The 21,347-nt window shown below is 64.1% G+C and carries 23 protein-coding genes, 1 tRNA gene and 2 pseudogenes; 14 read left to right on the forward strand and 12 right to left on the reverse strand.

The window, feature by feature from the left end:
- Window positions 1-35: 35 nt before the first annotated feature.
- The gene (locus tag EV666_RS13720; protein WP_132009060.1) at window positions 36-353 is read right to left on the reverse strand and encodes a DMT family transporter; all 318 of its coding nucleotides are present in this window, start codon (window positions 351-353) and stop codon (window positions 36-38) included.
- Window positions 354-637: 284 nt separating this feature from the next.
- Between EV666_RS13720 and EV666_RS13725 the strand changes: the two genes are divergently transcribed.
- Together EV666_RS13725 and EV666_RS13730 are read left to right on the forward strand one after the other, a co-directional pair.
- On the forward strand, window positions 638-1,342 hold the full coding sequence (locus tag EV666_RS13725; protein WP_132009167.1) for a response regulator transcription factor: 705 nt from the start codon (window positions 638-640) through the stop codon (window positions 1,340-1,342).
- A gap of 50 nt (window positions 1,343-1,392) precedes the next feature.
- Window positions 1,393-1,668 (forward strand): DUF6460 domain-containing protein, encoded by a 276-nt coding sequence (locus EV666_RS13730; protein ID WP_132009063.1) that lies wholly within the window; start codon window positions 1,393-1,395, stop codon window positions 1,666-1,668.
- A 101-nt stretch (window positions 1,669-1,769) separates the two neighbouring features.
- On the opposite strand, the gene EV666_RS13735 is transcribed toward EV666_RS13730, so the two are convergent.
- Together EV666_RS13735 and EV666_RS13740 are read right to left on the reverse strand one after the other, a co-directional pair.
- A complete protein-coding gene (locus tag EV666_RS13735) occupies window positions 1,770-2,873 on the reverse strand; it encodes a quinone-dependent dihydroorotate dehydrogenase (protein ID WP_132009066.1) in 1,104 nt (367 codons plus the stop codon).
- A gap of 49 nt (window positions 2,874-2,922) precedes the next feature.
- The gene (locus EV666_RS13740; protein ID WP_132009069.1) at window positions 2,923-3,324 is read right to left on the reverse strand and encodes a DUF952 domain-containing protein; all 402 of its coding nucleotides are present in this window, start codon (window positions 3,322-3,324) and stop codon (window positions 2,923-2,925) included.
- Window positions 3,325-3,425: 101 nt separating this feature from the next.
- Between EV666_RS13740 and EV666_RS13745 the strand changes: the two genes are divergently transcribed.
- Window positions 3,426-4,529 (forward strand): 2'-deoxycytidine 5'-triphosphate deaminase, encoded by a 1,104-nt coding sequence (locus EV666_RS13745; RefSeq protein ID WP_132009072.1) that lies wholly within the window; start codon window positions 3,426-3,428, stop codon window positions 4,527-4,529.
- A 2-nt stretch (window positions 4,530-4,531) separates the two neighbouring features.
- On the opposite strand, the gene EV666_RS13750 is transcribed toward EV666_RS13745, so the two are convergent.
- The gene (locus tag EV666_RS13750; protein WP_132009075.1) at window positions 4,532-5,212 is read right to left on the reverse strand and encodes a GntR family transcriptional regulator; all 681 of its coding nucleotides are present in this window, start codon (window positions 5,210-5,212) and stop codon (window positions 4,532-4,534) included.
- A gap of 299 nt (window positions 5,213-5,511) precedes the next feature.
- On the opposite strand from EV666_RS13750, the gene EV666_RS13755 reads away from it, so the two are divergent.
- Window positions 5,512-6,513, forward strand: coding sequence for an SRPBCC family protein (locus EV666_RS13755; RefSeq protein WP_132009077.1), 1,002 nt, complete (start codon window positions 5,512-5,514; stop codon window positions 6,511-6,513).
- A gap of 10 nt (window positions 6,514-6,523) precedes the next feature.
- Here EV666_RS13755 and EV666_RS13760 read toward each other — a convergent pair whose 3' ends face one another.
- The 3 genes from EV666_RS13760 to msrB all read right to left on the reverse strand — a co-directional run bounded on the left by EV666_RS13760 (window position 6,524) and on the right by msrB (window position 8,291).
- A complete protein-coding gene (locus EV666_RS13760; protein ID WP_132009080.1) occupies window positions 6,524-6,991 on the reverse strand; it encodes an SRPBCC family protein in 468 nt (155 codons plus the stop codon).
- Between the two features lie 114 nt (window positions 6,992-7,105).
- Window positions 7,106-7,822 (reverse strand): peptide-methionine (S)-S-oxide reductase MsrA, encoded by a 717-nt coding sequence (msrA, locus tag EV666_RS13765; protein ID WP_132009083.1) that lies wholly within the window; start codon window positions 7,820-7,822, stop codon window positions 7,106-7,108.
- A gap of 31 nt (window positions 7,823-7,853) precedes the next feature.
- Window positions 7,854-8,291: a peptide-methionine (R)-S-oxide reductase MsrB gene (gene msrB, locus EV666_RS13770; protein WP_245514434.1), complete on the reverse strand. Its 438-nt coding sequence runs from the start codon at window positions 8,289-8,291 to the stop codon at window positions 7,854-7,856.
- A 267-nt stretch (window positions 8,292-8,558) separates the two neighbouring features.
- On the opposite strand from msrB, the gene EV666_RS13775 reads away from it, so the two are divergent.
- Both EV666_RS13775 and EV666_RS13780 read left to right on the forward strand, forming a co-directional pair.
- A complete protein-coding gene (locus EV666_RS13775; protein ID WP_132009089.1) occupies window positions 8,559-9,350 on the forward strand; it encodes an enoyl-CoA hydratase in 792 nt (263 codons plus the stop codon).
- A 122-nt stretch (window positions 9,351-9,472) separates the two neighbouring features.
- Window positions 9,473-10,117 carry a TetR/AcrR family transcriptional regulator gene (locus EV666_RS13780; protein ID WP_132009092.1) on the forward strand — a complete coding sequence of 215 codons (645 nt, stop codon included), beginning with the start codon at window positions 9,473-9,475 and terminating at the stop codon, window positions 10,115-10,117.
- Here the strand turns inward: EV666_RS13780 and EV666_RS13785 are convergent.
- Window positions 10,042-12,000, reverse strand: coding sequence for an NAD(P)/FAD-dependent oxidoreductase (locus EV666_RS13785; RefSeq protein WP_132009095.1), 1,959 nt, complete (start codon window positions 11,998-12,000; stop codon window positions 10,042-10,044). The two genes, EV666_RS13780 and EV666_RS13785, sit on opposite strands and share 76 nt — an antisense overlap.
- A gap of 831 nt (window positions 12,001-12,831) precedes the next feature.
- On the opposite strand from EV666_RS13785, the gene EV666_RS13790 reads away from it, so the two are divergent.
- Window positions 12,832-14,388: a TerC family protein gene (locus EV666_RS13790; RefSeq protein WP_132009098.1), complete on the forward strand. Its 1,557-nt coding sequence runs from the start codon at window positions 12,832-12,834 to the stop codon at window positions 14,386-14,388.
- 861 nt (window positions 14,389-15,249) lie between these two features.
- On the opposite strand, the gene EV666_RS13795 is transcribed toward EV666_RS13790, so the two are convergent.
- Window positions 15,250-15,324: transfer RNA gene (locus EV666_RS13795), tRNA-Gly, on the reverse strand.
- A gap of 151 nt (window positions 15,325-15,475) precedes the next feature.
- Here EV666_RS13795 and EV666_RS13800 point away from each other — a divergent pair.
- Entirely contained in the window at window positions 15,476-16,813 is a 1,338-nt protein-coding gene (locus tag EV666_RS13800) for a Fic family protein (protein WP_245514428.1), read from the forward strand.
- Between the two features lie 21 nt (window positions 16,814-16,834).
- Here the strand turns inward: EV666_RS13800 and EV666_RS13805 are convergent, their stop codons facing one another.
- The 3 genes from EV666_RS13805 to EV666_RS13815 are packed head-to-tail and all read right to left on the reverse strand — an operon-like array spanning window position 16,835 to window position 18,479.
- Window positions 16,835-17,938, reverse strand: a complete 1,104-nt coding sequence (locus EV666_RS13805; protein ID WP_132009101.1) for a tyrosine-type recombinase/integrase — start codon at window positions 17,936-17,938, stop codon at window positions 16,835-16,837.
- 15 nt (window positions 17,939-17,953) lie between these two features.
- Window positions 17,954-18,232 (reverse strand): helix-turn-helix transcriptional regulator, encoded by a 279-nt coding sequence (locus tag EV666_RS13810; RefSeq protein ID WP_132009104.1) that lies wholly within the window; start codon window positions 18,230-18,232, stop codon window positions 17,954-17,956.
- A gap of 19 nt (window positions 18,233-18,251) precedes the next feature.
- The gene (locus EV666_RS13815) at window positions 18,252-18,479 is read right to left on the reverse strand and encodes an Arc family DNA-binding protein (protein ID WP_132009107.1); all 228 of its coding nucleotides are present in this window, start codon (window positions 18,477-18,479) and stop codon (window positions 18,252-18,254) included.
- Between the two features lie 84 nt (window positions 18,480-18,563).
- Here EV666_RS13815 and EV666_RS13820 point away from each other — a divergent pair, with 84 nt between their 5' ends.
- The 6 genes and pseudogenes from EV666_RS13820 to EV666_RS13845 all read left to right on the forward strand — a co-directional run.
- On the forward strand, window positions 18,564-18,947 hold the full coding sequence (locus tag EV666_RS13820; protein ID WP_132009110.1) for an Arc family DNA-binding protein: 384 nt from the start codon (window positions 18,564-18,566) through the stop codon (window positions 18,945-18,947).
- A gap of 32 nt (window positions 18,948-18,979) precedes the next feature.
- Window positions 18,980-19,285, forward strand: a pseudogene (locus EV666_RS13825) (hypothetical protein); the annotation flags it as partial.
- Window positions 19,286-19,383: 98 nt separating this feature from the next.
- Entirely contained in the window at window positions 19,384-19,746 is a 363-nt protein-coding gene (locus EV666_RS13830) for an ArsR/SmtB family transcription factor (protein ID WP_132009113.1), read from the forward strand.
- Complete coding sequence (locus EV666_RS13835; protein WP_132009116.1) at window positions 19,739-20,281, forward strand: arsenate reductase ArsC; 543 nt, start codon at window positions 19,739-19,741, stop codon at window positions 20,279-20,281. The genes EV666_RS13830 and EV666_RS13835 overlap by 8 nt, the downstream gene beginning before the upstream one ends.
- An 8-nt stretch (window positions 20,282-20,289) precedes the next feature.
- Window positions 20,290-20,715 (forward strand): arsenate reductase (glutaredoxin), encoded by a 426-nt coding sequence (arsC, locus tag EV666_RS13840; protein WP_132009119.1) that lies wholly within the window; start codon window positions 20,290-20,292, stop codon window positions 20,713-20,715.
- A gap of 10 nt (window positions 20,716-20,725) precedes the next feature.
- A pseudogene (locus EV666_RS13845) lies at window positions 20,726-21,253 on the forward strand (arsenic resistance protein); the annotation flags it as partial.
- Window positions 21,254-21,347: the final 94 nt, after the last annotated feature.

A 21,347-nucleotide genomic window follows, 5' to 3' on the forward strand; every position in this document is an offset into this window, starting at 1 on the left:
GTATTGTCCAATTTTCAGATGTAATATGCGCCCGCCTAGCCATCCGCCAGTTTCATCAGCGCCAGCCCCGAGAGCACCAGCGCCGCCGCGATCAGGCGCGTGGGCGTGACGTTTTCGCCGAGGAAGACGACGCCAGCGATGAAGGCGCCCGCCGCGCCAATGCCGGTCCACACCATATAGGCGGTTCCGAGCGGCAGCGTCCGCATGGCCCACGCCAGCAGGGCGAAGCTGGCGATCATGGCGACAATGGTGATGATGCTGGGGACGGGCCGGCTGAAGCCATCCGAGGCTTTCATCGAAAACGCCCACACAATCTCAAGCAGTCCGGCGACAAACAGATAAACCCAGGCCATTGGCCCCTCCTGTCAAAGGGCCGGGCCGTCCCGGACTTTTTCCCATCTTCGCCATGAACTGGCGGGCAGGGCCGGAGACGTGGCTCCGCTGGTTTCAACGCGTTTGTCCAATGAACGGGCGCAGGTGGTCAAGCCGGCAAGTGGTCAAGCCGGCAAGTGGTCAAGCCGGCGGTCGAGCCGCCGCGGGGGCTTTGCCGCGCGTGGGGTTGGCGTGATGGCGTCCGGTCGTGCTAGACATGCGACAGGCGCGCCTGTCCCCGAAACCGGACAAGGACCAGGCCCGTATGCCCGCGACGACCAGTTTAAAGAGCCATTCCGTGATCGAGCAGACTACGTCACGCATTGTCATTGCCGACGATCATCCCCTGTTCCGGGGGGCGTTGCGGCAGGCGATCGCACGGATATTGCCCCAGGCGGAGATTGTCGAGGCTGGTGATTTCGCCGCCACCACGGCGGCGATGACCGCTGGCGAGGACCCGGACGTGGTGCTGCTGGACCTGTCCATGCCAGGTGCCCAGGGCTTTTCCGGCCTACTGTATCTGCGCGCCCAGCACCCCGGCGTGCCGGTGGTGGTGGTGTCCGGCGCCGGCGACCCCGGCGTCATCCGCAAATGCATGGAGTTCGGCGCCTCCGGCTTCGTGCCGAAATCGCTGTCGGTGGACGCCATGGGCGAAGCGCTGGCGGCGGTGCTGGCTGGCGGCACATGGACGCCGCCGGACGTCGACATGTCGTCCGCGCCGGATCGCGAGGCGGCGGATCTCGCCCGTCGCCTGACCAGCCTGACGCCGCAACAGGTGCGCGTGCTGATGATGCTGTCGGAAGGTTTGCTCAACAAGCAGATCGCCTACGAGCTCAACGTCTCCGAGGCCACAATCAAGGCGCATGTTTCGGCGATCCTGCAGAAGCTGGGCGTGGAGAGCCGCACCCAGGCGGTGATTGTCGCCGCCCGCATGGCCGCCGCCCCATGGACCGCCGGCACGCCGGCGTAGCGGGCCGGGATTGCAGGCGTACGGGGTTGAAGGCGTAAAGGAAGAAATCGATGGCTGAAGGCCGTGGCGGCGTTTCGGGTTTTCTGGGCGGCTCGCCCGTATCGGTGCTGGCGCGCCTGGTGTTCCTGTCCGTGCTGGTGGGCGCGGCGATGGCGTTTCTGGATATCACGCCGGTCGGGCTCTATGAGAGCGTCGCGCGCTTCGTCCGCCGCCTGGTCGCCAACGGTTTCGCCGTGCTCGGTGACGTCGGCATGTGGTTCGTTTACGGCGCCATGGTGGTTGCGCCGGTCTGGCTGATCCTGCGCATCCTGAATTTCCGGAAGTAACGCGTCTTCGGGCGCAGGCGCCGCGTCGCTGTTTCCGGCCGCCGGCGCATTGACGATGAAAACCCCGCTTCCGTGACGGATGCGGGGTTTGTTTTATACGGTCAGGCTGTTTCCCGCGCCACGTCCGCCGCGTCGGTGCCCACCTGGGCGGCCAGGGTTTCGCCGCTGCGACCAAGGCGATCGGCGAGGCCGCGATTGATCGCCGTGGCGACATGCGGCCCCTTGTAGATCATCCCCGTATAGAGCTGCACGAGGGCGGCGCCGGCGCGGATTTTCGCAAGGGCGCTGTCGGCGCTGTCGACGCCGCCGACGCCGATCAGCGGGAAGGCGCGCTCCACCCTCAGCCAGGCGTTGGCCAGCATGCGCGTCGAGGGGCCGAGCAGCGGCATGCCGGAGAGACCGCCCTGTTCGCGCGCCACGTCGCGGTCACGCAGCGCCTCGGGGCGGGCGATGGTGGTGTTGGAAATGATCATGCCGTCGATCCCGCGCCGGCGGCAGACCGCGACAATGCCGTCCAGTTCGTCCAGCGACAGGTCCGGGGCGATCTTCAGCAGCACCGGTCGACGCGTCTTGCCCCTCGCGGCGATGGCGTCGCGCGTCTCCAGCACCCGGCCAAGCAGGTCGTCCAGCGCCGCTTCGTGCTGCAGATCGCGCAGGCCAGGCGTGTTGGGCGAGGAAATATTGACGGTGAAATAGCTGGCGACGTCGGCGAAAGCCTGCACGCCGGCCACATAATCGGCGGCGCGGTCCGTCGCATCCTTGTTGGCGCCGATGTTGACGCCGACGAGGCCGCGCGCCCCGGCGACGTCGCGGGCGCGGGCCAGCAGGCGGGCGCGCGCCGCCGCGTGGCCGGCATTGTTGAAGCCGAGCCGGTTGATGACGGCGCGATCATGCGGCAGGCGAAAGATGCGCGGTTTCGGATTGCCCGGCTGCGGCTTCGGCGTGATGGTGCCGACCTCGACGAAGCCAAAGCCGTAGCCCAGCATGGCGTCGGGAACTTCAGCGTTCTTGTCGAAACCGGCGGCGAGGCCGACCGGATTGGGAAAATCCAGCCCGAAGGCGGAAACCGCGAGACGCGCGTCGTTCGGCGGCGGCGTCCGGCGCGGCATGGCCGTCAGCGCCCGGATGGTCACCCCATGCGCCGTTTCCGGGTCGAGGGTGAACATCGCCTTGCGGGCCAGCTCTTCAAACAGTCCGAACGTCACGTCACAACTCCGGTGTAAGGCGCTTTCCGGCCAGGCAGGGACCGGGCGGTCAGAATTCGTTCAACTCAGGCAGAACCGGAACGGTTTCCGATCCCTGTTGATTGGCGGCGCTCCGGCGCGCGCTCGCCGTGTCATTGGTCAAAAGCCACACCCGGCGCACGGCGGCGACGGGCAGGGGGCCGTAGAGATGCGGAAACAGTGCGCCGCCCCGGCTCGGCTCATAGCGCAGACCCGCGCCCAGCGCAGCTGTTTCCACCTCCAGCAACGCCAGGTTCTGTTGCCCGCGAAAGTGCAGGCGGGCGGTTTCATGAACCTGCGCCGCCGTTGACAGGTGGATATAGCCGTCGGCCAGATCAATGGCGGCGCCGGTGAAAGCGCCCGTCGCCTGCGCGGCTTCCCAGTCGCCGCGCGGACAGATCTTGTACACATAAGCGGGTTGTGAGGCGGTCATGACGGTTTCTCCGGGTGAGGGCGCCCCGAATCGCAGGCGGGTGACGCGCGCATACGCCCATGGTATGCGCCTGTGAAGGGCCGCGCGCGCGGCGATACCTGATGAGGCGGCCAACAGTGGACAGCAAACAGCCTGTCGGCATCCTGCCGGCCCAGACCATCCGCGAACTGGCTGAGGCCGGCGTGGTGCGCGTTCCGCAGCCGCTTGATCCGGGCCAGGTGCAGCCCGCCAGCCTTGATCTGCGGTTGGGCGCCACGGTGTGGCGGGTGCGGGCCAGCTTCCTGCCCGGGCGTCGCCCGGTGCGCGAGCGGCTGGAGCAACTGGCGCTGCACCGCTTCAGCCTGGAGCAGGGCGCGGTGCTGGAAACCGGTTGCGTCTATATCGCCGAAATCCAGGAGGCGCTGGCGCTGCCGCCGGGTCTGTCCGCCTCGGCCAATCCGAAAAGCTCCACTGGCCGCCTCGATGTCTTCACCCGCCTGATCACCGACCAGGGCGAGGAGTTCGACATCATTCCGCCAGGCTACAACGGCCCGTTGTATGCGGAAATCTCGCCGCGCACGTTCCCCATCCTGGTGCGCGCCGGTTCGCGTCTTGGCCAAGTGCGTTTCCGCTCCGGCAATTCGCGCCTCACCGACGCGGAGCTGGCGGCGCTGCATGCGCGCGAGCCGGTGGTGGACGGGACCGCCGCCTCGTTCCAGAACGGCGTCGCCGTCAGCGTCGATCTGGCGGGGTTTGGCGCGGACAGGCTGATTGGCTATCGCGCCCGGCGCTTCACCGGCCTTGTGGACGTGGACCGCATCGCCGCCTGCGCCGTCGCCGATTACTGGGAGCCCCTGCACGCTGACGGCTCCGGCGCGCTGATCCTTGATCCCGGCCAGTTCTACATTCTCGCCTCGCGCGAAGCCGTGACCGTGCCGCCGGATTTCGCGGCTGAGATGACGCCTTTCGATCCGCTGGTCGGCGAATTCCGCGTCCACTACGCCGGTTTTTTCGATCCGGGCTTTGGTCACAGCGCCGCCGGCGGCGTCGGCGCCCGGGCGGTGCTGGAGGTGCGCTCGCGCGACGTGCCGTTCATCATCGAGGATGGTCAGATCGTTGGCCGGCTGGTTTATGAGCGCATGCAGCAGCGCCCCACCGCCCTTTATGGCGAGGGCGGCTCCAATTACCAGGGGCAGAGCCTGAAGCTCTCCAAGCACTTCAGGTAAAATCACCGGCTAGGGGCAGGCCCGGGCGTCCCCGGCTTTGCCTTGCGGGGCAACGCGGCGCGGGCGCCGCGCGGGCCGACCCATTGCACATGGCGCGCCAGAATGGCGGCGGCCAGCTCCACGTGGCCGGCGCGCAGGGCGGCGAGAATGGCCCGGTGGTCGCGGTCGGTCGGCGCTTCCCATTCCGAGCGCCAGCCGGAAAACAGGAACCGGGCGCTGGCCAGGTGCAGGTCGTCAATGGCGGCGAGCAGCCGCGGCATCCGGCAGGGCTTCAGGATCAGCGTGTGGAAGTTGCGGTTGGCTTCCTCCCAGGCGTGCATGTCCGGGGCGCGGTCGCCGGCGCGGGTCGCCTCCTCGGCCGCATCGAGGATCACCGGGGTCAGGTTTGGCGCGGCGTGGCGCAGGGCCAGCACCTCCAGGGCCGCGCGCATTTCGGCCACCTCCCGCACTTCGTCCACGGTGAAGCCGGCGACGCGCACGCCGCGCCGTGGCTCGCTCACCGCCAGTCCCTGCGCCTCCAGCCGGCGAAACGCCTCGCGCACCGGCACATGGCTGGCGCCGAACTCCTCCGCCACATGGTCCTGGCGCAGCCGCGCGCCCGGCGCCAGCTCGCCCGAAATGATGCGGTCCGCCAGCGCCTTGCTGATGCGCGTGGCGATCGTGTCGCGCGGTGTATCCGTCATGGCCTGCCCGGAGAATGGCGGCGCCCGAACATCTTCATGGGAAGGGACGCCGTTCTTCGTAAGAAAAATGCGTGGACCCAACACGACAAAGCGCATGCAACGGCGGGGCGTCGCGCGCTCCGGTGGGCGCCGAACCGCAAGCGGATCCGGCGTCTCACGTGGATAGAACATGTTTCGCCGGAAGGGAACGACGGTCGCGCCGGACTTGACGAACCTGGCGTCGCCAGCTCCAACGGCCCCGCCACGGTCATTGCCTGTCCCCCATCCACCTGTCCTCCTGTTGCCTCCCGAAGCCGCCCTTGTCCCAGCCTGAACATCCCACGTCGCCTGGCCTGAACGAACGCCTTGTTCCCGCTGTCGCCGGCGCATTGATCTATGGCCTCGTCATCTACCTGCTGGTCTGGTTTGGCGACAAGGACACGCTGCCAGCGATCTCCGGGCTGATCCTGATGCCCATGGGCGTCGCCAGCATCGCCACCATCCTGGCCGACCCGCGCGGCGTCGGCAGCATCTGGCGGCATGTCTGCATCGGCTGGGCGGTCATCGCAGGCCTGGTGGTTCTTTGCATGCTGCTGTTTGGCGAGGGCGGCATTTGCGCCATCATGGCCGCGCCCGTGTTCATGCTGACTTCGGCCGCCGGTTCGGCCCTCGCCACATGGGCGTTGCGCACCCTGCGCCGGCGTCGTGGGGCCAGCCTGCTGGTGGTGCTGCCGCTCGCAGGCCTGCCGATCGAGCCCATGCTGCCGGCGCCGGAGCGGGATGGGCAGGTAACCACGGTCATGGAGATCGCTGCGCCGCCCCAGGAGGTCTGGCGCCATACGGTGGAGATCCCCCGCATCGCTCCCGGGGAGCTGAAACGCACCTTCAGCCACAGCGTCGTCGGCGTCCCCCAGCCGATCGACGCCCGGCTGCAAGGCAGGGGCGTTGGCGCCGTGCGCCATCTGCGCTGGACGGGCGGCGTGACTTTCCAGGAGATCGTCACCCGCTGGGAGGAGAACCGGGCCCTGTCCTGGACTTTCCGCTTTGGCCCGGAATCGATCCCCCGCGCCATCGAGGCGCATATCAAGGTGGACAGCGCCTATCTGAAAATCGCCGATGGCGAATACCGCCTGGAGCCGCTGCCTGGCGGCCGCACCCGGCTGACCCTGTCGACCCATTACCGTATCGCCACCCCCATCAACGCCTATTGCGACTGGTGGGGGCGGATTTTTCTCAACGATTTTCACGGCGTGGTGCTGGAGGTGATCCGCGCCCGGGCGGAGAAGGGCGCAAGCGGCGCCGTGGCGCGCGCGCCGGTCTGACAGCCTGTTTTTACCTGTAAAAGCCTTCGCGCAGCCTGACGCCGTGCTCAAGCCAGGCTTTCATGGCGCAGAGCATGCCGGTCCATCCCTCGCAATTGCCATAAGACGCCTTGACCCCGGCAGGGGTTTCGGACCATCCGGATTCGGATATCCGCACCAGCGTGCGGCCGTCGGCGAGCGGTTCGAAGGTCATGGTCACCGTGGTCAGCCGCTCGCCGGAAGCGTCGGGCGCCGCGGCGCCTTCAGGCGCGCCCCAGCGCAGGACAATGCGCCGGTCCTGGTCCACGTCGATGACATGCACCGGAAATGCGCCGGGGAAATCGTGAAAATCCCAGGTGACGGTCGCGCCTTTCTCAAGCCATCCGTGCGCGCCGCCGGTGGTGAAATAGGCCGAGAGCTGTTCCGGATCGACGACCGCCCCGAACACCTGGGCGACCGGCCTGGCGATGCGGCCGCTGATGGTGAATCCCGTCTCCATGGCGCCGCTCCTCCGGTTTGAGGCTTCGTGAAAGGTGGGGCCCACCTTTCACGAAGAAGTTGAGTCAAAATAAAGAGTTGGCCCATTCACGCGACCTGGTTGTGACCGGATCGCCTATCCGCCCGCCTGGGACGTCAGCGTCGGCTTCTCCCGATAAAGATCGGGAAACAGGCGCTTCAGATGATCGAGCTTCGGCAGGTCGTAGTAAGCGATATAGGGCGCACGCGGATTCAGGGTCATGTAGTCCTGGTGATATTTTTCCGCCGGATAGAACTGTTTGCCGGGCTCGATCGTGGTGGCCAGCGGCGCGCCGTAAACGCGGGCGTCGTCGAGTTGCTTCACATAGGCGCTCGCCAGGCGCGCCTGTTCAGGCGTGCGGGCGAACACCGCCGAACGATATTGTGGGCCCACGTCCGGCCCCTGCCGGTTTTTCTGGGTCGGGTCGTGCGCCGCCGAGAAAAAGATCTGCAACAGCTTGCCGTAGCTGATCTGCCGGGGATCGTAGGTGATCTGGACCGCTTCGGCATGGCCGGTGTCGCCAGCGCCCACCGTCTCGTAATGGGCGGTTGCGGCGGCGCCCCCCGCATAGCCGGAGACGGCGTTGGCAACCCCGCGCACGTGCTGGAACACGCCCTGCACGCCCCAGAAACAGCCGCCGGCGAACACCGCCGTCGCCATTCCGCCGCCCGTCGGCGCGGGTTCGTCCAGGGTCGGCGGCGGGATGGCCAATCCTTCACGCGCCCCGGCCGGCGCAATCGCCGCGATGGCCAGCAACAGGGCCAGTCCCGGCAGGAGACCAGACCTGACCGGTCGTTTCAGGAGCCGCTTCATGGCCCAATCTCCATCCTGGGCGCATCGCCCGTCATGTCGGCGCCGGCCGGAAGGCGAGGGCGAGCCCGTTCATGCAATAGCGCAGCCCTGTCGGCGGCGGTCCGTCGCTGAACACATGGCCGAGGTGACCGCCGCAGCGGGCGCAATGCACCGCCGTGCGCGTCATGCCAAATGTGGAATCCGCCTCCTCGCCAACCGCCCTGTCGAGCGGCTTCCAGAAGCTGGGCCAGCCCGTGCCGCTGTCGAATTTGGTTTTGGCGTCGAACAGCGGCTGCCCACAGCCGGCGCAATCGAAAATTCCGGCGCGATGCTCATTGTTCAGCGGGCTGGAAAACGGCGCCTCGGTGCCGGACTGGCGCAGGACGTCATATTGCTGCGGCGTCAGCCGCCGGCGCCATTCGGCGTCGCTGAGCCGGAAGGGATACGACGCCGTCACGGCTGCCCGCGCGCCAGGAACTGCCGCGGCCATGGCGACGAGGCCGCCGCCCAGCATGAACGCCCGGCGCGAACAGGAGGCCGTGATCCTGACATGGGGTCGCCTGACCGGTGTGTGCGTCATGGCTTCGCCTCCCTGGAGCGGGCTCCGATCCACGCCATTCTGGCGCGCACATTGGGGAGGAATTTCGGCGATTGTGAAAACCGCGGTTGGCGGCGCCTGCCGCCCCGCGGTTGACGGGGCGGGCGCAACGCGGGTCCAATCAGCTCACAACAAATCAGCATAACAGGAGGAACCCCCATGAGCGACGTCGTGATCGAACGGCTGGAAGACCGGCTGCTGACCCTGACCATGAACCGGCCAGAAAACCGCAATGCCCTGAACCCGGCCCTGTGCGAAGGCCTGGTCGCCGCCGCCACGCGCGCCGCCGCCAACGTTGACGCCCACGCGGTGTTGCTGACAGGCGCCGGGCCAGCCTTCTGCGTCGGCGGCGACGTCAAGGCCATGGCCAGCGGCGAGGGCCGGCAGCTGTCGCCGGATGATCGCGCCTGGAGCCTGCGCGGCTGGATGGAGACGTCGCGCCTGCTGCACGACATGCGCAAGCCCACCGTGGCCGGCATAAATGGTGCGGCTGCGGGCGCCGGCCTGTCGCTGGCCCTGGCCTGCGACCTGCGCATCGCCGCGCGCTCGGCCAAAATCACCACCGCGTTCGCCAGGGTGGCGCTGTCAGGCGACTTCGGCGGAACATATTTCCTGACCCGCCTTGTCGGCAGCGCTAAAGCCCGCGAGCTCTATTTCACTTCGCCGGTGCTGACGGCCGACGACGCCCTGCGCCTTGGCCTGGTGAACGAGGTGGTGGACGATGCCGAATTCGCCGGGGCGGCGCGGGCTTACGCCCTGAAGCTGGCGCATGGGCCGCGCGTCACGCTTGGCTACATCAAGCACAATATCAACATGGCTGAGACTGCGTCGCTCGAAGCCTGCTTCGATAACGAGGCGATCAATCACGTCCGCTCCGGCGGCACGGCTGACCATCGCGAGGCGGCGGCGGCGTTCGTGGAAAAGCGCCAGCCGGTGTTTCGCGGCGCCTGACGCTTCCGGCCGCCGCACGGCGCGGGAAACGCGCTGCCGGGGCGAACTGGTATCCAGTTCGCCGCAAAACCCTCTATAACTCCGCCTGCGCCGGCTGGCGCCGGCTTCAGGTGGAGAGCGACTTGAGCGGACAGACGCGAAAACGCACGCGGCGGGAAAAGCAGAGCGATACGCTCGAAGCGCTCATGTCCGCCGCCATCCAGGTGGTGGGCGACGAGGGTTACGCCGCCGCCTCGATCGCCAAAATCACCGCTTTGGCCAATGTCGCCAACGGCACCTTCTACAATTATTTCGACAGCCGCCAGGACCTGTTCGACCAGCTGCTGCCTGTCGCCGGCGAGCGGCTGATCGCCCATTTGCGCGCCAACGTCGCCCCCGGCGCCACCGGGCTGGAGCGGGAGCGTCAGCGCATCTCCGCCTATTTCGATTACCTGCGCCTCAACCCCGGCTTCATCCGCATCTTTCACGAGGCGGAAATCCATGCGCCGCGCGCCTATGCGCGGCACCTGGAAGCCTATCTCGCCGGCTACGGCCAGGCGCTGGGCCGCAGCCTTTCCCTGAACGAGCTCGGCCGCTTTTCGCGGGAGGACATTCCGGTGCTCGGCTATCTGCTGATGGGCATGCAGGATTACATGGCCATGCTGTTGCGCGCGCCCGGCGCGGACGTGGACGCCGGGCGGATGATCTCCGTTTATCTGCGCCTCATCGGCATGGGCGGCCTGTTCGTCGAGGCTGACAGGTCCGCGCCGGCGACGGCGAAGTCATAGGCGGCCGGATCCATGTCGTGGGTCATGCGCCAGTAGTCGACGAAGCGGTAGGGCATCACCGAGACCACGCGGCCGGCGGCGTTGCGATAATAGGTGGTCATGCCCTGGTGTGACCAGATCATCCCCCGGTGCAGGTCGTCCACTTCCTGCACGTGGGCGTCGTGCGCCTGCTGGCGCACCTCGGCGGCGGTCGCGCCGGCTTCCGTCTGCTGCACGATGCAGGAGGCGATGTAGCGGCTCTGACATTCGGACTGGAAGATGACGCTGCCGCCGTGGCCAGGACCGGTGTTCGGGCCCAGCATGTTGAAGAAATTCGGGAAGCCCGGCACGGAAACGCCCAGATAGGCGGAAGGGTTATCCTCGCCCCACAATGATTTCAGCGCCATGCCATCGCGGCCGGTGATGTTCAGCTTCGCCGCCATTTCCGTGACGCGGAAGCCGGTGGAGGCCACGATGATGTCGGCGGGCCGCGACGCGCCGTCAGCCGTGACCACGCCGTCGGCGTCGAAATGGTCGATGGCGTCGGTGACCAGCGTGACGTGCGGCTGGGTCAGCATCCGGTACCAGCCATTGTCGAGCAGGATGCGCTTGCCGTAGGGCGGGTAGTCCGGCGTGCATTTGGCGATCAGGTCAGGCCGGCCGGCCAGTTCGGCGTGGATGAAGTCGGTCAGCTCCTGGCGATGGCGGTCGTTGGTTTTGTTCACCGCCCGCTCGGGGTGGGGCCACGCCGGATCGATCTTCAGGAACGGCAGCAGGCTGTCGCCATAGCGCCAGAACATGTTGAAGCGGAACCATTTGGCGTAAAACGGCAGGTGCGCCAGCAGCCATTGCGCCCCGTCGCTGATCGGGTCGGCGTAGCCCTTCACCGGCCGCACCCATTGCGGCGTGCGCTGGTAGATGTCGAGCGCCGCCACCTTATCGGCGATGCTCGGCGCCATCTGCATGGTCGTCGCGCCGGCGCCAATGATCGCCACGCGCTTGCCGGCGACGTCGAGGTCGTCGCTCCACGCGGTGGAGTGCAAAATCTGCCCCTGAAAGTCTTCCTCGCCCTTGAACGGCGGCCGCGACGGATCGTTGAGCTGGCCGATGGCGCTGACCAGATACGGCGTCTCCAGGGTTTCCTCACCCTCCGGCGTCCTCAGCGTCGCCATCCAGACATGGCGCGCCTCATCCCAGCGCGCGCCGGTCAGTTCGGTGCGCGGGCGGAAATGCTGGCGCACGCCGAATTCGTCGGCGATGCCGGTGATGTAATCGTACAGCTCGTCGCGCTGGACGAAATAGCGGCTCCACGGATAGGCGGCGCCGAAGGAGAACGAATAGGAATGGTTCGGCGTATCGACGCCGCAGCCCGGATAGCGGTTCATGTACCAGACGCCGCCGATATCGGCGTTGCGGTCGATGACCGTGTAGGGAATGCCCAGCCGGCCAAGCGCCACGCCCAACGCCACGCCGCAAACGCCGGCGCCGACGATCAGCACGTGCCGGCGCCGCAGGGTTTCCGCGTCCGGCTGCGTCCGCCAGGTCACGTCGCGCGGGACGAAGCCCATCTCCTCCTGCATCAGGGGCGCATATTCCGGCGAAACCTGCTCGCCCAGCGTCGCGTCCATCATCTTCAGCAGCGTCGCGTCATCCGGGGCCGGGACGGCGGGCTGGGCGTCCGGCTGGCTGAAAACCTGGATGATCGCCGCGCGAATCTCGTCCTGAATGTCCGGCGGCAGGCCTGCGTCAGGATCGGGGATCAGCCGCACGTCGCGCCGCGGCGCATACGGCGGCTTCAGCCAGCGGTCGTCGCCGGTCATGTGATACAGCACCATCAGCAGCACGCGGATGTCGCCGTCCTTCAGATAGTCGCCCAGCCGGGCGTTTCCTGCCGTCTGATCCATAGGGTTGTTGTTCCCGCTGCGGTGTTCAGGGTCATCGCCAGCTGGTGGGTCGCGGGCCAGGCTTCCCGTCCAGGGCGTTCCGGCCGCTTCGGTCCAGAGCGGAGCAGCCGAAAAAGTGAATAATGAACCAATATTCATTTTTATGAGACGGTCAATCCCGGGCGGTGGAACAGGGACGGCCGCGCCGGCTCAAGCCGCCAGTTGCGCCAGATCCGTCCAGCCATTCACGCGGGCGACGCCGCTATGCGAGGCGGGCCTGGCGAGCCGCCGGTTCAGCGCGCGCCAGTCAACGCTTCCGGAGGTTCTCTCCGCATGTCGCCCCCAGGGCCAGTCGACTGCGCGTCTCCTGCGAATTATTCCCGTCAGCGAGCGTCCACGCACATGTTCTGGCGGGATTCTTTCGCGCCGCCGCCGGGCGTGTTAGCTTGCGCGAATATTCATCAATGGTTGGGAATGACCGCGCGCAATGCCAGATGACGGCGACAGTAAAGGCGACAGTCCGTACCGAACAGGGCTGGCCTCCGCCATGGAGGCCAGCGTTTCTTTCCTGACCCATCTTCCTGACAAGCCAACCAGGCCGCGCCACGGATATGCGTCCTCCGGCCTTCCGCGCCGGCCGCTCCACCGTGGCGTCAGGCCCGCCGCGCGGGCCATGGCGACAACCTGTCGTCAGCCAGAGCGTCTGTCGCCCCCTGATGTGTCCGTGCGGGGCAGGGGCGCCCATGCGCCCTGTTCGCGCGGCGCGGCGCCCGCCACGCGCGCCTCACGCGCGTTTCGTCACGAAAAGCGGCGCCCGCTTCTCTCCAGAATGCTTTAGGCAAGGGTACGGTCATGGAGTTCCTCGCAGATCCAAATATCTGGATCGGCCTCGCAACCCTTGTTGTCCTGGAAGTTGTCCTCGGCATCGACAATCTGGTGTTCATCGCCATCCTGGCCGACAAGCTGCCGCCGGAGCAGCGGAGCCGGGCCCGGTTGCTGGGCCTGTCGCTCGCGCTGCTCATGCGCATTGGCCTGCTGTTTTCGATCTCGTGGATCGTCAGACTGACGGCGCCGCTGTTTTCTGTCGGGGCGTATTCCTTTTCCGGTCGCGACCTGATTCTCATCCTCGGCGGCGTTTTCCTGATCGCCAAGGGCACCATGGAGTTGCATGAACGGCTGGAGGGCGACCACAAGAGCGGCGCCAGCAAGGTCGTGCACGCGGTGTTCTGGCAGGTCATCGTCCAGATCGTCGTGCTCGACGCGGTGTTCTCCCTCGACAGCGTCATCACCGCCGTGGGCATGGTCAACGAACTGTGGGTGATGATCGTCGCCGTATGCATCGCCATGGCGGTGATGGTCGCCGCCTCCGGCCCGTTGATGGCGTTTGTCGCCAAACACCCCACGGTGGTGATCCTGTGTCTCGGCTTCCTGCTGATGATCGGCTTCAGCCTGGTGGTGGAAGGCTTCGGCTTCCACATTCCCAAGGGCTATCTCTACGCGGCCATTGGCTTTTCCGTGCTCATCGAGGCCGCAAACCAGCTTGGACGCCATAACCGCGAAAAGCTGATCTCCACCGGCGACCTGCGCGAACGCACCTCGGAGGCGGTGCTGCGGTTGCTGGGCGGCCGCGTCGGCGAGCAGCCGCTCGGTGAAACCGTTGACGTCATCGCCGGTCAGGCGGCCCGCAGCAATCTGTTCCGCCAGGAAGAGAAAGAGATGATCCGCGGCGTGCTCGACCTCGGCGAGCGGCCGGTCAGCTCCATCATGACCCCGGGCAACGAGGTGGAGTGGCTGGATCTGAACCGTAGCGACGGGCAGCTTCTCGCCGACATCCGCCGCCTGACCCACAGCCGGGTTGTGCTGGCGCGCGGCGGCGTTGACGACTTTGTCGGCGTCGCCATCACCCGGGAACTGCTCAATCTGCTGGTTGACGGGCGGCCGGTTGACTGGGCCCGCGTGGCGCGCCAGCCAGTGGTCGTGCCCGAAACCACCGACGTGCTGAAGGTGATGGAGCAGATGCGCCGTTCGCCGGTGCAGATGGTGATGGTGGTTGATGAATACGGCTCGCTGGAAGGCATCGCCACGCCCACGGACGTGCTGGAGGCCATCGCCGGCGAATTCCCCGATATGGACGAGGAGGCGGCGGTCCTCGAGCGCCAGGATGACGGCTCGTGGATCGTTGACGGCTTCATCGACATCCGCCAGCTCGGCGGCGCGCTTGAGCGCGACCTGGTGGACGAATCCAACCGCTACTCCACGCTTGGCGGCTATATCCTGACCCGGCTCGGCCACTTGCCCGCCGCTGGCGAAAGCCTGGAAGTCGACGGTCTGCGCATGGAGGTCCTGAACCTCGATAAACGCTCCATCGGTCGCGTCCGCATCGCGCCAGCGGGCGACTGGGATATCTGAGAGCCGTCCTGAAACGCCCGACCGGCTATACGGCTATTTTCGCGCCCAACGGCGGCGACAATCCTGACGGCGCCGATGCAAAACTCCGCGCTACCGCACGCAGGCGATGCCTGCCGCCTGGTCAAGGCGGCGCGCGCCGCCCCCCCGATTGTCCGTCGCCGGATTTCCGGACAGCGCCGGTGCCCCGGCTGAGGATGCGGGCCACGCCAGCCGGCGGCTGGCCGCGCGGCTGGAAAAGCCGGAGGCGCGAGCAAGGTGCTGGCGTGATCCCCCGTGATTGGGCAAAGGGCGCTTTCGTCTTAAAGCGCGCGGCGCCCTCCTGTCCTTCTGGCGACGTCCATTTTGGCGACAGGTTACGGCGACGGTTACAGCATAGTTCATACGCGACCTGCCCGTTTGCGACGATCCCGCAACGCCGGACGCCGCCGCTTCCTGGCGCTTGTAGACATGGCGGCCAGCCGCCGTGTGATCGGCCGATGGCGGAGCGGCCAGGCGGGACATCAGTTGCTGCGTCCTATATCGACGGCGGCAGCCATGCCGGTCACCCCATCCCCCAGGGAGGCTGCGAAGCAGGCGAGGGTCTGGATGCGGCCAGGAATATGGATGCCCGCCGGGGCGACCACCGGGGGCAACGGACGCCGGCCAGGCTGACGCAAGCCGAGGGGCGCCGGTCACAGCCAGATACCGTCAACGGCAAGATATGCGCGCGGCGCTATTGGTAAATCGCAAGATTGCGAGCCGTCGTATTGCCGGCGGAGCGCCAGGAGCAAGGCGTGAATCGCCGATGGCCAACTCCATAGCCAGCGTGGCCAACGCTTCAATGGTCCGCCGGTCTACAAATGATTGAAAATTCGGGAAAATTGGAGCGGGCGAAGGGAATCGAACCCTCGACATACAGCTTGGGAAGCTGTCGTTCTACCACTGAACTACGCCCGCGAAATTCGGCATTGAAAACATTGCTGTTTTCGCCCGAATTGTCCCACCGGACTAAAATCCGATGATTGATGGGACCTTCATACTTGGAGTTGGCCACAGATTTCAAGTCCCATGCACTCGTTGGATGACGCATCACGTGTGGACACGTCTGGTGGCCGTCACCCCGCTTGACTTTCATTTTTATGCCGGACTGAGAAGCAAGCCATCTTGCCTCTTTGCAGTGAGAGACAAGATGGCTTGCGTTTCAAATTTTCAAGTTTCTGATATACAAACTGAGATGCGTATCAATGTGAGAGGCAAAACGCGTTGCCTCTCACATTGCAAGAAATTTGAGGGGCAAATGGCAAGCGACCTACTGTCAGGGCACGACCTTAGCGGCGCGACCGGCTACCATTACGACAGATTTCCGCCGAGGCAATTGAACTATGGCCGCCTGATTCAACCTCTCTCGTCTGCAATGGCAGCCCTGGCGCGCTACGATCAAATGCTAAAAGGCATGCACAATAGCGAACTGCTGTTAGCGCCACTCCGCAGCCAGGAGGCCGTCATTTCCTCGAGAATGGAGGGGACCATCAGCACCCTTGACGAGGTTCTGCAGTACGAGGCCGAGAGCGAGGGAGACGAGGGGAGCCCCACGGGCCGGGGCTACAGAAGCGAAGCAGTCGAGGTCCTCCTGTACAGCCGCGCTATGCGGTTTGCACAAGAGAGCATGAAGGGAGGCCAGCCCTTGTCGAGTTGGCTCGTCCGCTCCGCGCATAAAATGCTTTTGAGCTTTGGCCGCGGAGCGACCATGGCTCCTGGAGAATACAAAACCGAACAGAACTATCTTGGCGACAGATCAAAACGGCAAGTCATGTTTATACCCATCAGTCCTGAGCGTCTGACTGACGGGATGGAAGCTCTTTTTAAATTTATTGATAATGATAATTGCGAGATTTTAATTCGCTCAGCCATAGCACATCTCGAATTTGAGGCACTGCATCCTTTCAAAGACGGCAACGGCCGCATTGGAAGAATGCTTATTCCTCTGGTGCTATGGAAACATGGCGCGCTTTCTGAGCCATACTTCTACATGAGCGCTTATTTTGAGCGCGAAAGAGACGCATACATCGACAAGATGCGAGCGGTTTCAGCAAATGACGAGTGGGACGAGTGGATTATCTTTTTCCTCGGCGCGCTAGAGGATCAAGCAAATCAAAATTTGCGTAAAGCTGAAGAAATTCGCTCTCTATATGACGACATGAAAGACAAATTTATTACCACTTTGGCATCTAAATGGAGTACGCCAGCGCTCGATTTCTTATTCACCCGCCCGGTATTCAAAAACAATGTATTTCACGCCAAGGCTGGCATACCCGCGCCGACCATACATCGCTTTGTCAAAACCTTGCAGGACGAAGGCCTGCTGACGATGATTTCCCCCCCAGCCGGGCGAAGGGCCGCCATGTACGCCTTCGAACCCCTGCTAAAAGTGGTCAGGAATTCATAGAAAATAGCGGCGGACGCAATCTCATTTTTTGGGCCGATCCTGGGACATCGATATGAGTCCCATCGCAGCGCCGGCCAATTTCCGTCGCTGCGCCTTCCGTGTGTAATGCGCGGCCATTTTCGCTTCCGACCAGCCGAAGATGGCCATGAGCTGTTTTTCGGTTGCGCCATTCTCAGCGGCGATAGTCGCTCCGGCCTTTCGGACCCCATGCGCGGAGCAGTGATTTAGCCCCGCGTCATCGCACCATTTTCGGAACTGCCCGGAGAACCCCTTGGCTGTGTAGGGGCGGTGCTGGTGGGTAATGAGGAATGTCAGGTTCCCCGTCTTGCTGCCATCAATCACCCGCTGCAACTCGGGGAGCACTGGCAACTCGATGGATACCGGGGAGCGGTTGCGGTTTTTGAAGGCGGTAAATCTCAGCCATCCATCAACAAGGTGTTGCCTGCCAAGCCTCACAGCATCCGACCGCCTGACCCCGGCATAGAGCATCAGCGCCATGGCCAGCCGGGCATTGGTTCCGATAGGGTGCGTCTCTTCGAACTTGCGAACCTCTTCCACCGTCCACGTGTGGTGGCCGGTGCTGCTGGATCTAAAATAGGTTACGGCGGCAGCGGGGTTGTTCGCGGTAAGCTCATCATCCAGCGCCCATTTGAATACGGACCGGATTGTCTTCACGCGGGAATTTGCAGCTTCGGGTGCCTCTATCTTGCGGTCACGCAGTGCGCGGACGTGCTTCGTCGTCATGCGGGTAACGGGGAGGCCGGCGAACTTCAGGCCGCTGGCATTGCCTTGCGTGCTGATGGGTTCCTCGAATGTTCCCTCAAGGATCCTGCGGTATGCCTCGCGGGTTGACTGGTCCATGCGGAGATAGGTCGCGCACCGGCGGAAATACTCGACGCATAGCCAGCGCCACGTGCCCGGTTGCGGCAGGCCTCTTGCCGGGTCTGGCGCGATGCAATCCGGCCTCTGAGCTTGGAGGGCCGCCTTGTACTGCTCCATGAACTCATCGGTCCATGGGATGCCCGTCAGGCGCGTCTTCGGATGCCCGGCTTTGCGGAAGTATACGCGGATATTCCCGTACCTGTCGGTATCTTCGACGCAATACTTCGGTAGCCTCCTCACCATTCCGGGCCTCCGATGTCAGTCCACGTTGTCCCAGCCGTCGTCTGACGCAGGTTCTCCGGATCCCGGCAATTCGTCAAAGGCACGGTCCAGAAGTTTCCTGTCCCAGACGGCCCTTGCATTGATCCGCTTGGCCTTTGGCATACGCCCGTCACGCACCAGGTCGTCAAACATCCGGGAAGATATGCCGATGTAGGCGGCGGCCTCGTCACGGGAGAGGCCTCTTGGGGGCAAGGTCGGGGGCAGGGCGGCATGTCGCGCTGGAGTTGGTTTGCGGCTCGCTGCAGCGGTGGTCATGTGGACGGCTCCAGATTGGTCAGCGGCATGTCGCGTCTAATTTGGACGGAGAACTTCCTGCTCCGCCGGCAGCTTCATCAACAAGGTGTCGACTGGCGGTTTCAGCTTCGAGGACATGCTCGAAGATCACCAGGATCTCAGCATTCATTGACCTCCTGTTGCGGGTGGCGCGCTCGCGAATTCTCGCAGCAATCGCAACCGGGATCCGCACATGGATCTGCACGCTGTGCTCCGGTTCCTGAATCATTGGTCCCGTGATATCCCTATCTCATAACCACCGTGGTATCTTACCACTGTGGGACTTAATATCAACCACTATGGTACGCATTGTATGGCTCGCGATGATCACCAGCTCAAGTTTAGGGTTCCGGAAGGGATGAAGCAGCGGCTGGAAGCTGCAGCTGTTGAGAGCAAGCGCTCACTTAACGCGGAAATCATCGACCGGCTTGATGCGAGCTTTGAAGTAATGAGCGATATGCAGAAGGCTGCGTTGGAGCGCGAAATTGATGCTCTTAAGTACATAATTGAAACGCAGAATGCGAACTTAGATTATATGAAGGGAATTGTAGCTATTCTTGCGACATCTGCGCGCGGCAGTGGTGCAATTTCGGATAAAACGTTGAAAGATTTGCAGAATAAATTTGGTAACAACAAGCCGCTCGATGAGATGAGGGAGGCCCTAGTTCGTGCGTATCTGCCAAAGAATCCCGAGTAACCGTTCACGGCAAGGGCGGGAAAACGCGCGTCGTTCTTCTGAGCGGCCGGACATGGCGCGAACTGGAGGGGCCGCGCCCGTCAGACACCGATCCAGACGGCGCGGTGTTTGAATCTCGCAAAGGCCGGGCCCCCCTAATGGTGACGCAGGTCCATCGCATCGTGAAGGCGGCGGATCGCGCCGGCCTGCCGCCGGAGACGTCAGCCCACTGGTTACGGCATTGCCACGCCAGCCACAGCCTGGACCGTGGCGCGCCCATTCACTTGGTAAAGGACACGATTGGGGCATGCGTCCGTCGCTACCACGGGCAAATATCTGCATGCTCGTCCCAACGATAGCTCGGCAAGATACCTCGGAATCTAGCCTGTTTTTCCCCTAGCGTTTCACCCGGACGTCGGGTAATCAATTATTCAATATCTATTGAAGGATTGATTCGATGAACGACAAGCAGGCGCTGGATGCGTTTTCCGCGCTCTCGCAGGAAACTCGACTCCGCATAGTGCGCCTCCTTGTTCAGGCCGGTCCTGATGGAATGGCAGCGGGCGCAATCGGTGAAGCGATGGACGGAGCGTCGTCCTCGCGCATGTCGTTTCACCTGAGCCATCTGGAGCATGCGGGTCTGGTTCAGTCGCGCCGGGAAGGCCGCTCGATCATATACAGCGCGTCATACACGGCGCTCTCAGGCCTCATCCAGTTCCTGATGCGCGATTGCTGTCAGGGCCATCCCGAGGTGTGCACCCCGGCTGTCGCCGCCCTTACCTGTATTTGTGAACCTGCCATGGACAGTGCTCATGTCTGATCTTCAACCAGCCAATCGCACCTTCAACGTTCTGTTCCTGTGCACCGGAAATTCGGCGCGGTCGATTTTGGCTGAAAGCATCCTGTCGAAGGATGGCGCTGGCCGCTTCCACGCCTTCTCCGCTGGAAGCCAGCCGAAGGGCGCGGTGCAGCCACTGGCTCTGAAGGTGTTGCAAAGCTTCGACTATCCCATTGACGGTTTCCGGTCCAAGAGCTGGGAGGAGTTTGCAACGGCCGATGCGCCAGTCATGGATTTCGTGTTTACGGTCTGTGACAACGCTGCTGGTGAAGCGTGCCCCGTCTGGCCGGGGCAGCCCATGACTGCTCACTGGGGCATTGAAGACCCTGCAGGCGTTGAAGGGACAGACCTTCAGAAGGAAGCCGCTTTTGTAACCGCGTTCCGGCACCTCAAAAATCGCATTACAGCTTTCTCTTCGTTGCCTGTTGCCAGCCTGGACAAGGCTTCGCTGCGCGCAAAGCTGACGGAAATCGGCCAGTCTGAGGGCTCCACGTCGGCCCGGAACAGCGCAGCCTGAGACGGACAATGGACATCATCATCTATCACAACCCCGCTTGTGGGACGTCCCGCAATACGCTGGCCATGATCCGCAACGCCGGGATTGAACCCCATGTCATCGAATATCTGAAGACGCCGCCGTCCCGGGAAATGCTTGTCCAGCTCATTGGGCGCATGGGCATCTCCGCGCGTGCGCTGCTGCGCGAGAAAGGCACGCCCTATGCGGATCTCGGTTTGGGCGCCCCGGACCTGACCGACGACCAGCTTCTGGACGCCATGATGGCGCACCCGGTTCTCATAAACCGTCCCGTTGTCGTCAGCCCGAAAGGCGTGAGGCTGTGCCGCCCATCTGAAGCTGTTCTGGATCTGCTCCCGCCCCAGCAGGGCGAATTCATCAAGGAGGACGGTGAGCGGGTGGTGGATGAGCGCGGCCGACGCGTGGCGACAGCTTGAGGCAGAACCAGTGTCCACATTCGAACGCTATCTGACCCTGTGGGTCGCTCTTTGTATCGTCGCAGGCATTGCGCTGGGGCATTTCATACCGGGCGCATTTCACGCCATCGGCGCCCTGGAGGTGGCAAAGGTCAATCTGCCAGTCGCTGTGCTGATCTGGTTGATGATCATTCCGATGCTGCTGAAGATTGATTTCGCGGCGCTTGGGGAGGTGGGGCGTCACTGGCGTGGCATCGGCGTCACCCTGTTCATCAACTGGGCGGTGAAGCCCTTTTCCATGGCGCTGCTCGGCTGGCTGTTCATTGGCTGGCTGTTTCGTCCGCTACTCCCCGCGGACCAGATTGAAAGCTACATTGCCGGACTGATCATTCTTGCAGCTGCACCCTGCACGGCGATGGTCTTCGTCTGGTCCAATCTGACCAGGGGTGAGCCCCACTTCACCCTGAGCCAGGTCGCTCTCAATGACGCCATCATGGTTGTGGCGTTCGCACCGATTGTTGGCTTGCTGCTCGGGCTTTCGGCTATCACGGTCCCATGGTGCGGATTCCACGGATGATGGGCATCGATTCCACGCGATCGTGGGCATGGATTCCACGGCATCGTGGGCATCGATTCCACGCCTCGGGCAGCCT

This window comes from Camelimonas lactis (assembly GCF_004342915.1).
Lineage (GTDB): Bacteria > Pseudomonadota > Alphaproteobacteria > Rhizobiales > Beijerinckiaceae > Camelimonas > Camelimonas lactis.

Coding starts and splice junctions, on each gene's coding strand:
- EV666_RS13720 (WP_132009060.1), bottom strand. CDS start 353: ATGGCCTGGGTTTATCTGTTTGTCGCCGGACTGCTTGAGATTGTGTGG.
- EV666_RS13725 (WP_132009167.1), top strand. CDS start 638: ATGCCCGCGACGACCAGTTTAAAGAGCCATTCCGTGATCGAGCAGACT.
- EV666_RS13730 (WP_132009063.1), top strand. CDS start 1,393: ATGGCTGAAGGCCGTGGCGGCGTTTCGGGTTTTCTGGGCGGCTCGCCC.
- EV666_RS13740 (WP_132009069.1), bottom strand. CDS start 3,324: ATGACCGCCTCACAACCCGCTTATGTGTACAAGATCTGTCCGCGCGGC.
- EV666_RS13745 (WP_132009072.1), top strand. CDS start 3,426: ATGAGGCGGCCAACAGTGGACAGCAAACAGCCTGTCGGCATCCTGCCG.
- EV666_RS13750 (WP_132009075.1), bottom strand. CDS start 5,212: ATGACGGATACACCGCGCGACACGATCGCCACGCGCATCAGCAAGGCG.
- EV666_RS13760 (WP_132009080.1), bottom strand. CDS start 6,991: ATGGAGACGGGATTCACCATCAGCGGCCGCATCGCCAGGCCGGTCGCC.
- msrA (WP_132009083.1), bottom strand. CDS start 7,822: ATGAAGCGGCTCCTGAAACGACCGGTCAGGTCTGGTCTCCTGCCGGGA.
- msrB (WP_245514434.1), bottom strand. CDS start 8,291: ATGGCCGCGGCAGTTCCTGGCGCGCGGGCAGCCGTGACGGCGTCGTAT.
- EV666_RS13775 (WP_132009089.1), top strand. CDS start 8,559: ATGAGCGACGTCGTGATCGAACGGCTGGAAGACCGGCTGCTGACCCTG.
- EV666_RS13785 (WP_132009095.1), bottom strand. CDS start 12,000: ATGGATCAGACGGCAGGAAACGCCCGGCTGGGCGACTATCTGAAGGAC.
- EV666_RS13790 (WP_132009098.1), top strand. CDS start 12,832: ATGGAGTTCCTCGCAGATCCAAATATCTGGATCGGCCTCGCAACCCTT.
- EV666_RS13805 (WP_132009101.1), bottom strand. CDS start 17,938: ATGGTGAGGAGGCTACCGAAGTATTGCGTCGAAGATACCGACAGGTAC.
- EV666_RS13810 (WP_132009104.1), bottom strand. CDS start 18,232: ATGACCACCGCTGCAGCGAGCCGCAAACCAACTCCAGCGCGACATGCC.
- EV666_RS13815 (WP_132009107.1), bottom strand. CDS start 18,479: ATGATTCAGGAACCGGAGCACAGCGTGCAGATCCATGTGCGGATCCCG.
- EV666_RS13820 (WP_132009110.1), top strand. CDS start 18,564: ATGGCTCGCGATGATCACCAGCTCAAGTTTAGGGTTCCGGAAGGGATG.
- EV666_RS13830 (WP_132009113.1), top strand. CDS start 19,384: ATGAACGACAAGCAGGCGCTGGATGCGTTTTCCGCGCTCTCGCAGGAA.
- EV666_RS13835 (WP_132009116.1), top strand. CDS start 19,739: ATGTCTGATCTTCAACCAGCCAATCGCACCTTCAACGTTCTGTTCCTG.
- arsC (WP_132009119.1), top strand. CDS start 20,290: ATGGACATCATCATCTATCACAACCCCGCTTGTGGGACGTCCCGCAAT.